The following is an 11,834-nucleotide window of genomic DNA, read 5'->3' as shown; positions in this document are numbered from 1 at the left end:
ATCCTGATTCGCTCACTCCCATGACTATATCCGACCGGCTGCGATGGCCAGACTCTCCGGCTATTTCGAGCCCGTCAGGTCCTGAGAGCACCCGCCAGGGGGATGGCCCCCGACTTGCGCAGGAAATCGCCGATCGCTGCCGCGGGTAGCGGGAAGCCCAGGAAGTAGCCCTGCAGACGGTCGCAGCCCTCCTTCTGAAGCCAGGCGGCCTGGCCTTCCGTCTCCACGCCCTCGGCCGTAACGTCCATGCCCAGCCCGTGGGCGAGCGCGATTATCGACCGAACGATCGTCTGGCTCTTTTCGTCATGTTCAAGATCCTTGATGAAATACTGGTCGATCTTGATCGTATCGAACGGGAAGTTCTTCAGGTAGCTCAGCGAGGAGTAGTAGGTGCCGAAGTCATCGAGAGAAATCTGAACGCCAAGCAGGCTCAAGGTGTTGAGCGTATCGAGATTGTTGATGGTGCGTTCGAGGAGCACCGACTCGGTGATTTCCAGTTCGAGCCGGTCGGCGCGGATCCCGGTCAGATCGAGGATCTGGGCGACGCGATCGGTGAGGCCTTCGTGCAGGAATTCCGCCGGCGAGAGGTTGACCGCAATTGTGAAATGAGGCGGCCAGGTCATGGCGGCCCGGCAGGCCTGTTCCAGCATCCACTGGCCGATCTCGCTCATCAGCCCGTCGGCTTCGGCCATCGGAATGAAGACGCTTGGAGGGATGATGCCGACCAGCGGATGGCGCCACCGCAGCAGCGCCTCGAAGCCGACAACCGACGCGCGCGGCTTCACGAAGGGTTGGTATTCGATGAAGAACTGCCCCTCCTGCAGGGCGCTGCGCAGACTGCGACGCAGCATTTCGCGCTGCTCGAGCACGATCAGCATCGAACGGGTAAATGTCCTTGCCCGACCGCGGCCATCCTTCTTCGCCGCGTAGAGCGCGATGTCGGCGGCTTTCATCAACTGTTCGATTTCGTTTCCGTCCGCCGGGGCGATGCCGATGCCGACGCTCGCTCCGACGAACAGGTTGATGCCGTCGATGGTGAACGGCTCCTTGAAAGCGTTGACGATTGCCTCGGCAAGGCGCTCCGCCTCCCTTGGCTGGTCAAGCTTCCACTGAATGACGGCGAATTCGTCGCCGGCCAGCCGATAGGCAAGCTCACGCTCCCTGAGCACGCCCTTGATCCGTTCCGCCGCCATCTTGAGGACCATGTCGCCGGCGCCGTGCCCGAGCGTGTCGTTGATCGGCTTGAAGTCGTCGAGATCGATCTGCATGAGCGCCAGCTTGGCGCCGTTCGGCACCGGCAGCGCGGCCCGCAACTGGTCGCTGAACTGCCTTCGGTTCGGCAGTCCGGTCAAAACGTCATGGGTCGCCTGGTGAAGCAGGAGGGCGCGATCGCTCTCGCTTTGGGTGGACGTCTCGCGGCAAGTGGAGTCGCTTTGAGCTTCCGCGACGCCGATGCCGCGCTCGGTGCGAAAGACGACCAGGGTGCGTTGGACGCGCCCTCTTGCGTCGGTGATCTCGATGCTGCGCGGAATACCGTTTGCCGCGACGAAATCGATCGCGGCCTTGGTCTTGGGACCCAGTAGTTCCGGGTAGACGTGCCACAGGGTCGCCTCGACGAGCGTGTCGACCCCATAGGCTTTCCTGTGTTTCGCCGAGCAGTCGACGAGATGGAAGCTCTCGTCGTAAAAGGAGACGAGCTCTTCTGTATGGGCGAGAAAGTCGCTCTCGGCCGAAGATGAGGCAGACTTCGTCGCATCCATGTCAGGCATGCCGGCCTCCGTTGCCTTTGTATTTGCGCTCGCTTGAAGGTGCTGCTACCGGCCACAATCCCCACTTAGTTTTGTCGGCCAGTTCAACCCTTCGTTCAGAAAGTTATCGCGGCGATTTTCCTGGTCAATGCCGCGCGCTTGACGAGCAACCGTTTTCTGAAGGCGCTTGCGTTGGCGACATGGGTCGAAAAAGCGTTCGGTCATGCGGGGCCTACATTGGCTTTTTTATGTTCGCACTACCAAAACCTGCAAATTTGAGGGTTGTTCAACGCTGAATGACGATAAATTCTGGCGGGTGGCAACATGGGGTGAATCGTGCCGGCGAGTTGCGCCCAGGCAGGCCGATGGAGTGTTCACCCGCGTCAGTGCGGGAAATCGGGTCAGGGCAGTGAGTAGGGACGGCCAAGGTGATCCTGAACCATCGTATTACGCGTATATCGGTCGGCATTCTGCTCCTGGCGCTTGCCATTGCCGTTCTGCTGCCCGACTTGACCGGCTATACCAGCCTGGATGGAACCGTCAATGCCCGCTTTGCGATCATCAATGCGCCTATCGATGGCGAAATCTTCAAGCCGCCGCCGAGGATCGGCACGCCTGTGGCGGAAGGCGAAGCCATCGCGGCCATTCGCAACGAGCGGGTCAACCGCTCCGTCCTTGCGTCGCTTCGCGCCGAGCATGGCACGGCGGTCGAGCGCGTCTCGGCGCTGCGCCGGGAGCGCGACGAACTCACCCGGATGCGCGACGAACTCGCCCAACGGATGGGCGTCTTCCAGGGTGCCACCATTGCCAGCCTCCAGCGGGAGCTGCAAATTCTCCAGAAGCGTGTTGAGGTATCTCGCGCACAGGACGTGGTGGCAAAGGTTGACCTCGACCGTCGGCAGGAACTGGAGGCGAAGGGGATCTTCACGCGCAAGATGGTGGAGGCGGCCGAGGCCGCCGGCGCCGCAGCGGGCGGCGAGGTCGAGATCAGCAACCTGACTGTCGACTTGCTGCAGCAGCGCCTCGATGCTGTCCGACAGGGCATTTTCGTCATGGGAGACGGCCAGAATGACGTGCCCTATTCCCGGCAGCGCCAGGACGATGTGATCGTTCGCATCAACGATCTCAATACCCGCATTGCCGAGAACGAGACGCGGGCAATTCAGACCGCACAGCAGATGAATGTGGAGGAGAAGCGCGTCCGCAACCTCGAGTCGGCAACGGTTCCTTCGCCGTTCAGCGGCGTCGTTTGGAGCAGGAATGTTGTCAGCGGCTCCAACGTCATTTTGAACAACGAGATGGTGCGCATCCTCGACTGCCGCGAACTGTTCGTCGATATTCTCGTACCTGAGGTCGACTATGATGAGATCTATCCCGGCCGCGAAGCGGAGGTCCGGCTATTCGGTCGCGGAGATGTCTTCAAAGGCCGGGTACAAGCGGTCAAGGGCAGTTCCGCGGTCGTTGAGAAAGATTCGCTTGCCGCCAATGAGCCGGAAACCGACGAGCGCAGTGCACGAATCCGCGTCGCGCTGACACCATCGGTGCTCAACACCGACTTCGCCAATTTCTGCCAGGTGGGACGAACGGCGCAGGTGCGCTTCTCCAAACGCAATTTCCGTCTGACGCGGTGGTTTGAAGGCCTGTGGTTCAATCTCTTTTAGCACTGGCGCCGACCTTGCTGGTCATCGCCTTCTTCCTGCTCGGACCATCAAATTGGTCGCGTCATCAAAGCTGGGCGCGGTCGATTACCTGTGCTTTCGTCGCGGCCGTGGCACTGCGCTACATGGTTTGGCGTTTCACCGAAACCGTTCTCCCCTATCCGAATGATGGCGCCAATTTCTATTGGGTCTGGTTCGTTTTCATCGTCGAGCTCCTCGCCTTCTCCGAGGTCGTGCTGTTCCTCATTTTGATGAGCCGCTATATCGACCGCAGCGTCGAGGCGGACGAGCTTGCGCGGGCGTTCTTCGCGCGGCCGGAGAGCGAACTACCAAGCGTCGACATCTTCATACCAACCTATAACGAACCGCTCGACGTGCTGGAACGAACGATCGTCGGAGCGCTGGCGCTCGACTATCCGAAAGACAAGCTCAGGGTCTATGTGCTCGACGACGGAAGGCGCGACTGGCTCAGGACCTTTTGTGAAGGGCGGGGCGCGATCCATGTGACGCGCAGAGACAATGCCCATGCCAAGGCCGGCAACATGAACAATGGCTTGCGGGTCAGCTCCGGTGACTTCATCGCCGTCTTCGACGCGGACTTCGTCCCCTATCGCCACTTCCTGCGACGCACCTTGCCGTTCTTCCTGGACGAGCGCATTGGCATCGTGCAGACGCCGCAGCATTTCTTCAATGTCGATCCGGTGCAATCCAATCTTGGTCTTGAGAATATATGGCCGGATGAACAGCGGCTGTTCTTCGATGAGATCGCGCCGAGCCGCGACGGTTGGGACGTGAGTTTCTGCTGTGGTTCCTGCTCTATCGCGCGCCGCAGGGCAGTCGATACGATCGGCGGCTTCCCGACCGAGTCGATTACCGAAGACCTGCTGACGACGCTTTCGATGCTCAACAAGGGTTACAAGACCCGCTATCTCAACGAACGCCTGTCGATGGGCCTGGCAGCCGAGAACCTGACCGGCTATTTCGTCCAGCGTGAACGCTGGTGCCAGGGTGGAATCCAGACGCTCTACCTGCATAACGGTCCCTTGCGCGGGCCGGGCCTCTCCCTCTTCCAGCGCATCATGTTCCTGCCGATGTCCTGGCTGGTGCAATATCTGGTTCGCTTCGCCGTGCTCTTGGTGCCGATCGTCTATCTCTGGTCCGGCGCCCTGCCGCTCTATTTCACCGGTGTCGCCGACTACGTTTCGAACCAGGTGCCGCTGCTGACCGCCTATTTCCTGCTGATGCTCTGGCTGGCACCGACCCGCTACCTGCCGCTGGTCTCCACCGCCGTCGGCACTTTCGCGACCTTTCGCATGCTGCCGACGGTACTTTCGAGCCTGGTGCGGCCGTTCGGAAAACCCTTCAAGGTGACCCCCAAGGGCAGCGGCAACGAGGCAAACCTCTTCGATGTCTATACCTTTATCTGGATCGCCGCCTTCATCGTCGTCACGGCGGCTGGGCTGCTGGTCAATATCGTCCCGGAGACCGCGCATATCGAGGGGTCGTTCTCGACGATTGCTGCGCTTTGGTCGGGCATCAACATCGTCGTGCTCATCATCGCCTCGTTGATCTGCTTCGAGAAGCCGCGCCGGCTCCTCCAGGCCTTCAAGCTCGATGAAGCCGCGGAGGTCGACGGCAGCACGGGACGCCTGATGAGCCTTTCGCTCGACAAGGCGGTGGTGGCGGTTCCAAGCGAAGTGCGGTTCAAGTCCACCCACGTCACCTTGAACCTCGAAGGCTTCGCGCCGCTTCAGACAGAGCTCAAGCAGGTGACCCAGCGGCGCGGCGACATCAGCCGTTCCGGCGACAAGCGGCGCTACTACCTGCATCTCTATTTCGATTTGCGCGGTTTCGAGCGCGACAAGATGATCATCAAGCTCTATACCGGAAATTATTCCCAGGATGTTCCGGATATCGACAAGGTGGCGGTTTCCGTAAACCTGATGCTGCGCGCCTTCGGGCGAACGCGCACCGCCTAGCTTGGGCCAGTGCCACCGCGCTGCGGGCGCTTTTCCAGTTGCAGTGACAGCTGCACGCCGCGCTTGAGCGTAGGCAGCGGAAGTCCCAGCTGAATACGTCCGAACGTTTGCCGGCGCCGCTCCTGATCACGTTCCCGTTGCCGACGGACAGCGGCGACTGCCGCCATTGCACGCTCGATAACTTCTTGCGTAGGGGTCATAGGAGCCTCCGATTTGTTCACTATATGTTCTCATCTGCAAACGGGCGTGTCAACCTCCTTCGGTGCCGGCCGCCCGCCGCCGGCAGTATGGTGACGATCGTCTGCAGCTCTGCACGATCGATTTAGGCGGCTCGACGTAGTGGCAAAACTGCAACTACAACATACTATGCACGGTAGAAATAAATCCGGAGAGCACGGCTTTATTGAATTCTGTCCCGCGACACTGTTCTGTAATAAAACTGTCACAATCCGGGAGAGGAAGATGTTCGACGGCAGGATCGAACTTGCGGGTTGGCGCCAATGCGCCGCGGGACATCAGCGCAGCATCTTCGCTCACCAGCTCTATCCCAATGTTCTGATCAAGGTTCTGAAGCCGGAATCGAGGGGAGAGGGTGGCGCGCGCCAATCGAAGCGGGGGCTCCGTTTCCTCAACAGGTTCAAGCGCTTCGGGGCGTATCGGACGTTTCAACGGGAGGTCGATGAGTTCCTTGAGCAGGCGAGAAAGTTCTCCCTTGCCGATGGCGTCGAACTTCCCATACCGAGGATATTCGGTTTCGCTCATACCGATTACGGTCTCGGTCTGCTTGTGGAAAAGATCACCAAGGGCAACGGGGAGCTGGCTCCCACCCTGAGGGAATTGGCGTTTTCGGGCCAGTTGACCGCAAGACATCTCAAGATGATCGACGAGCTCTTCGAAAGCTTCTGTCGACTCCACATCGTGATGATGGATGTAAATCCCGGCAATTTCGTCGTCACCGATCGCCGAGGTTTCGAGGAACTCGTCTGCGTCGATGGTACCGGAGAAAAGAGCTTTCTGCGGGTGTTCGCCTTCAGCCGCCGCGCGAACGATGCAAAGCTCGGGCGGATGCGCGCGAAATTGCTCACGAAGCTTGCCGGAATTCTGGCGCATCCCGCCGCGGTGTGTGGAGAGGAAAGTGTCCGCGCCGCGCTCGCACCGTACCAGCGGCCGGCCGACCGGCGAGCTCAATTGAGAGCTCTCTCGCCGCAACCCGGTCTCCTTTCACGGCGGGCGTGAAGACCTAAACATCACCGCCGCTTATCAATGTTGGCAGCCCGTAGAGCCGCTCGCCGATACGGCAGGCCTGTCCAGCGTTGGCGGAAAAACGGCCTGCCTCGCGCCGCGAGACGGTGTTGCAACTGAGGGACGCCGCTGAGAAAGCTGGCGAATCGGCTGCCGTTCAGGCTCGCCAAAAAGACGGCAGAGCCCTATAGAGCCTAACGGGCGGCGTCGCGCACTGCGGGCCGCGGATCGATACAGGTAGGGGCGTATTGAACGTCAAGAATCGAAAGCATGACGCGGTCGACTCCGAGACGATCACCGGAATCCTGCGACGCGTCATCGCCGAAAACGGCCGCGACCACATCCGCGGCTACGCCTTTGCCATCGCCTGTCTCGTCGTCGTGGCGGCCACGACGGGTTTCACGGCCTGGATCATGGAAACCTGGATCAACGAGGCCTTCGGCAACCGGCGGGCCGATATCGTCCTGGCCATCTGCGGCGCCATCTTCGCCGCCTTCGTGCTGCGCGGCCTGGCGACCTACGGCCAGGCGGTGGCGCTCTCGAAGATCGGCAACAACATCGTGGCGCGCTATCAGCGCCGGCTTTATGCGCATCTGATGGCGCTCAGTGGCGGCTATTTCCACGAGCATCGCTCGGCACAGCTTGCCGCGACGATCAGCCAGAACGTCAGCGGCATCCGCAACGTGCTCAATATGACGGTCACCTCGATCGCCAGGGACTTCCTGACCCTGGTCGGCCTGGTCGGCGTCATGTTCAGCAAGGACTGGCTGCTGTCGCTGATCGTGTTCTTCGTCGCGCCGCCGCTGCTGCTCGGCCTGCGCTATATTTCCAAGCGCTTGCGGCTGGCGACCCGCGAGGCGGTCGAGGTCAACAGCCGCGTTCTCGGCGCGATGCAGGAGACCATCCAGGGGATCACCATCGTCAAGGCCTTCACGATGGAGAACGAACTGCGCCGCAAGGTCGAGACGATCATCGAGCGGGCCGAGAACCGTGCCAACCGCATCGCACGGCTGAGCGAGCGCACCGCGCCGATGACGGAGACCTTCGCCGGCCTGGCGATCTCCAGCGTGCTCGCCTATTCCGCCTTCCGCTCGATCTACGGCAACGTGCCGCCGGGCGCGTTCTTCGCCTTCGTCACCGCGCTGCTGATGGCCTATGACCCGGCGCGCCGCCTGGCGCGGCTGCAGGTGTCGCTGGAGCGCGCCGCCGTCAACGCCCGGATGATTTACGAAATCCTCGACACGGTTCCGCATCAGCGCGACCGCCCCGACGCCACCGAGCTGAAGCTCGGCGAGGCGACGGTCGAACTGCGCGACGTGCGCTTCGCCTATGGCAACGGCGAGGAGATCCTCAAAGGCGTCAGCTTCCGTGCCGAAGGCGGCAAGACGACGGCGCTGGTCGGCCCGTCGGGGGCCGGCAAGTCGACGATCATCAGCCTCATCCCGCGCTTCTACGATCCGCTGTCCGGGCAGATCCTCATCGACGGCCAGGATATTGCCGGCGTCACCAAGCAGTCGCTGCGCAACGGCCTCGCCTATGTCTCGCAGCAGCCGTATCTCTTCGAAGGCTCGATCCGCGACAACATCCGCTACGGCCGGCCGGACGCCACCGACGCCGAGATCGAGGAGGCCGCCCGCCTCGCCTATGCGCATGACTTCATCCTGGCGCAGCCTGAGGGCTACGACACCCCGGTCGGCGAACATGGGATCACCCTTTCCGGCGGCCAGCGCCAGCGGCTGTCGATCGCCCGTGCGCTGGTCCGCAACGCGCCGATCCTGCTGCTCGACGAGGCGACCTCGGCGCTTGACACCGAGTCCGAGGCAGCCGTGCAAAAGGCCCTCGAACAGGCGATGAGCGGGCGCACCGTGATCGTCATCGCCCACCGGCTGTCGACCGTCGTCAACGCCGACAAGATCGTCGTCATGAAGGACGGCACCGTCATCGAGGAGGGGTCGCACGAGGAACTTGCACGGCGGCCGGACGGTCTCTACGCTCGCCTCCACAATCTGCAGGGTGCGGTTTCGGAAGGAACCGTGGGGGCACCGGCCTAAAAGATCCAAGGCAAGTGCATGCAGCAGGGCAGGACGGTGGACGGGTCGGATCGTGGAGCGAAAAACCAATCTCAAGGACGTGGCGCGTGAGGCGGGGGTCTCGCTCAGTACGGCGTCGCATGCCCTGAATGGCACCGCGCCGCTGACTGTCGAGGTGCGCGAGCGGGTCCTCGAATCCGCACGCCGGCTCGGTTATCTCGAAAGCCGGCGGAAAAAGGCGACGATCGCGACCGTGCGCATCGTTCTGCTCGCCCTGACGAGCGACGCGGCGCCGCAGAGCGACCTCAACATGGTGAGCTGGACGATCCTCAATGGGGTGCGGCGCGAATGCGAGAGGCGAGGGATCCGCATCGTCCCTTTCGTCAGCGCCAGCACGCGCCTCGATCCATCCGAGGTGCGCGCGGCAGCGGAGGACGAGAATGTCGACGGCATCCTCGTCCTGAACGACGACAGACCGGAACTCATCCGGGCGCTTTCGACGCTCGTCAAGCCGATGGTCATCCTCAACGGTGAAGACCCCTCGATGCTGGTCGATACCGTGACGGTGGAAAACCGTTTCGGGGCGAGGCTCGGCACCGAGCATTTGCTCTCGCTCGGTCACCGCCGCATTCTGCACCTGACATGGCAGGGGCGCACGACGATCCGGCGGCGTTACGACGGCTATGTCGATGCCCATCTGGCTGCCGGCCTGCCGGCGCCGGAGAATATGGTCGTGGTCGCGGAAAGCTACGAGCCACGGCATGGCGAGCAGGTGATCCGCGCTCTCTTGAAGGCGGACGACAAGCTGAGGGGCGCCACGGCGATCTTCTGTGCCGCCGACAATCTGGCGCTTGGTTGCCTCGAGGCGCTCACCGAAGCCGGCATCCGCGTGCCGGAGGATGTTTCGGTGCTCGGTTTCGACGACATCGTGCCGGGAGAGTTCAGCGCGCCGCCGCTCAGCACCATCCAGATGCCGGCCGACCGCCTGGGTGCGGCGGCGCTCTCGCTGCTCGAGCAACGTCTGATCGCCAACGATCCGCTGCGCCCGGCCCATCGGCTCGAGCTCGGTTGCCGGCTGATCCTGAGGGGCAGCATCGCGGCGCCCCCGAGGCTCAGGGCGTAATCCTTATTTCATGCCCGTGCCGGCGATGCCGGTCGTGATGTAGCGCTGCAGGAACAGGAACACCAATGTCACCGGGACAAGGCTCAGGAAGGTCATGGCGAGAATATAGTGCCACTGCACCGAGAACTCGCCCTGGAAGGCATTGAGCCCAACCTGGAGGGTGAAGTTCTCGCGGCTGCTCAAGACGATCAACGGCCAGAGGAAGTCGTTCCACCGCCAAAGCACCGAGAAGATCGCCAGAACCGCGAGCGCCGGGGCGGTCAGCGGCAGAACGATGCGCCAGAAGATGCGGAACTCGCTTGCCGCATCGACCCGCGCCGCTTCGATCAGCTCGTCCGGAATGGTGAGCATGTATTGCCTGAGTAGGAACACGCCGGTCGGCGAGGCGACCGTCGGGATGATCACCCCCCAGAGATTGTCGACGAGGCCGACGCCGACGATGACGAGATAGGCCGGCACCATCACCACCGTCAGCGGGATCATCAGCGTCGAGATGATCAGCACGAAAATGGTCTTATCGCCGCGGAAGCGGTATTTCGACAGGGCGAAGGCCGCCAGCGCGTTGACGATCAGCGTCAGCAGCGTGGCGACGAAGGTGACGAAGACCGAGTTCTTGAGGAAGGTCAGGAAGCTGAAGCGGGTCAGGGGATCCGTGTAGTTCTCCGTCGCGACCGTCAGCCGCTGGACCGGTGAAATTGTCCTGGTGTCGACGCTGACCGGCTTGCCGGGATTTTGCGGATCGACCATCTGTGCCTTGAGCCCGATGCGGCGGACCATGGCCATTTCCCGGGTCTCGTCATCGGCCGTGACGTTCCAGAGGCTCAAGGGCTTGTCGAAGCCCTGAACCTCCACCTGCACGGCGGCGCGCGGCAGCAGCGTCGGCGGAAAGCGGGTGATCTCCGCCTCCGGTTTGAGCGAGGACATGCCGGCCCAGAGGACCGGCACGAGCACGGCGACCGTTCCGCCGATCAGCCACAGCCAGGAGAGGATGTCGGTGATGTCGATCCGGCCGGCGCGCCGGGTGCGGGTGAAAAAGCCGATGGCGCTGACATTGCCGGACATGATCAGGACTCCACCTTCTTGCCCAGGCGCAGCTGCACCAGGGTGAGCACCAGAAGCACCAGCCCCATGAGGACGGAGGCGGCCGACGCGAGGCCGAACAGCCTGAGGTCGCCGGCAAAGGCCATCTGGTAGATGTATTGGACGAGGAACGTATTCGCGGTGCCGGGGCCGCCTCCATTGGTCAGCACCCAGGCCTCGTCGAAGATCTGCACCGAGCGGATCATCAAGAGGAGCAGCACGACGAGCAGGCTCGGGCCGAGCAAGGGCAGGGTTATCCGGAACAGCGTGCGAGACGGCGTGGCCGCGTCGATCGCCGCCGCCTCGTAGAGGTCCTTGGGGATCGCCTGCAGGCCGGCAAGCAGGATCAGCGTGTAGAAGCCCATGTGGAACCAGACCGAGACGACGACCACGAAGAAGCGCGACCAGCCGACGTCGAGGAGAAAAATTTCCGGCGGCACGCCGAGCATCTGCAGAAAGACATTGAGCAGCCCGTTGCGGTCCAGGAACCATTTCCAGATCAGGCCGATGACCACGGGCGACAGCAGAACCGGATAGAAGAACATCGCCCGGAAGAAGCCGCGCGCGGCGATCGCCCGATTGAGGATCAGAGCCGTGACGAGGGCGACGAGAAGGGTGGCGGCGACATTGAAGCCGACGAACCAGAGCGTGTTCCAGATCGCCGTCCAGAAGAGCGATTCCTCGCAGCTTCCTGGCACGAGGTAGCTGTCGCAGGTCAAGAGCTTGCGGAAATTCTCGAGGCCGACGAAGGGTCGGTCCGAGATCAGGAGCTCGGTACCGCCGGTGAATGCGTAGCCGATGGCGATGGCGATCGGCAGGAAGGTGAAGATGCCGAAGAGCACCAGGTTCGGCGCGAGGAAGACATAGGGCATCCGTCCCTTGCCGATCAGCCGCTCGACGGCGTTGATCGGCGCTTCGAAGAGCGCCATGGCGAGGTCGAGTGCGCGGTCCGCTAGTCCTGTCGCCCGAGCCAT

9 protein-coding genes are annotated in these 11,834 nt (G+C 62.3%); 5 read left to right on the top strand and 4 right to left on the bottom strand.

From position 1 onward, the window contains the following. Positions 1-74 precede the first annotated feature (74 nt). Positions 75-1,769, bottom strand: a complete 1,695-nt coding sequence (locus USDA257_RS06460) for a putative bifunctional diguanylate cyclase/phosphodiesterase (RefSeq protein WP_014762101.1) — start codon at positions 1,767-1,769, stop codon at positions 75-77. 407 nt (positions 1,770-2,176) lie between these two features. Between USDA257_RS06460 and USDA257_RS06455 the strand changes: the two genes are divergently transcribed. Both USDA257_RS06455 and USDA257_RS06450 read left to right on the top strand, forming a co-directional pair. Then, a complete protein-coding gene (locus tag USDA257_RS06455; RefSeq protein WP_014762100.1) occupies positions 2,177-3,409 on the top strand; it encodes an HlyD family secretion protein in 1,233 nt (410 codons plus the stop codon). Then, entirely contained in the window at positions 3,391-5,385 is a 1,995-nt protein-coding gene (locus USDA257_RS06450) for a glycosyltransferase (protein WP_014762099.1), read from the top strand. Before USDA257_RS06455 ends, USDA257_RS06450 begins: the two co-directional genes overlap by 19 nt. On the opposite strand, the gene USDA257_RS37620 is transcribed toward USDA257_RS06450, so the two are convergent. Further along, on the bottom strand, positions 5,382-5,585 hold the full coding sequence (locus USDA257_RS37620) for a hypothetical protein (protein WP_041413954.1): 204 nt from the start codon (positions 5,583-5,585) through the stop codon (positions 5,382-5,384). The genes USDA257_RS06450 and USDA257_RS37620 overlap by 4 nt on opposite strands. Positions 5,586-5,724: 139 nt before the next feature. On the opposite strand from USDA257_RS37620, the gene USDA257_RS06440 reads away from it, so the two are divergent. From USDA257_RS06440 to USDA257_RS06430, 3 genes are all read left to right on the top strand, one after another. Next, positions 5,725-6,621 (top strand): YrbL family protein, encoded by an 897-nt coding sequence (locus USDA257_RS06440; RefSeq protein WP_223843397.1) that lies wholly within the window; start codon positions 5,725-5,727, stop codon positions 6,619-6,621. 254 nt (positions 6,622-6,875) lie between these two features. Then, entirely contained in the window at positions 6,876-8,678 is a 1,803-nt protein-coding gene (locus USDA257_RS06435) for an ABC transporter ATP-binding protein (protein WP_014762097.1), read from the top strand. A gap of 52 nt (positions 8,679-8,730) precedes the next feature. Then, on the top strand, positions 8,731-9,780 hold the full coding sequence (locus tag USDA257_RS06430; protein WP_014762096.1) for a LacI family DNA-binding transcriptional regulator: 1,050 nt from the start codon (positions 8,731-8,733) through the stop codon (positions 9,778-9,780). Between the two features lie 3 nt (positions 9,781-9,783). Here USDA257_RS06430 and USDA257_RS06425 read toward each other — a convergent pair whose 3' ends face one another. Continuing rightward, positions 9,784-10,842, bottom strand: coding sequence for a carbohydrate ABC transporter permease (locus USDA257_RS06425; protein ID WP_041413953.1), 1,059 nt, complete (start codon positions 10,840-10,842; stop codon positions 9,784-9,786). A 2-nt stretch (positions 10,843-10,844) separates the two neighbouring features. Beyond that, on the bottom strand, positions 10,845-11,834 hold the full coding sequence (locus USDA257_RS06420) for a carbohydrate ABC transporter permease (protein ID WP_041413952.1): 990 nt from the start codon (positions 11,832-11,834) through the stop codon (positions 10,845-10,847).

It is taken from the genome of Sinorhizobium fredii USDA 257 (genome assembly GCF_000265205.3).
Taxonomy (GTDB): Bacteria; Pseudomonadota; Alphaproteobacteria; order Rhizobiales; family Rhizobiaceae; genus Sinorhizobium; species Sinorhizobium fredii_B.
Note: the sequence above shows the minus strand (reverse complement) of the source record. Positions and strands in the feature narration are given on the sequence as shown.

Excerpts from the sequence above, each read along its gene's own strand:
- USDA257_RS06420 (WP_041413952.1), bottom strand. The coding sequence starts at position 11,834 with ATGGCTCGGGCGACAGGACTAGCGGACCGCGCACTCGACCTCGCCATG.
- USDA257_RS37620 (WP_041413954.1), bottom strand. The coding sequence starts at position 5,585 with ATGACCCCTACGCAAGAAGTTATCGAGCGTGCAATGGCGGCAGTCGCC.
- USDA257_RS06425 (WP_041413953.1), bottom strand. The coding sequence starts at position 10,842 with ATGTCCGGCAATGTCAGCGCCATCGGCTTTTTCACCCGCACCCGGCGC.
- USDA257_RS06460 (WP_014762101.1), bottom strand. The coding sequence starts at position 1,769 with ATGCCTGACATGGATGCGACGAAGTCTGCCTCATCTTCGGCCGAGAGC.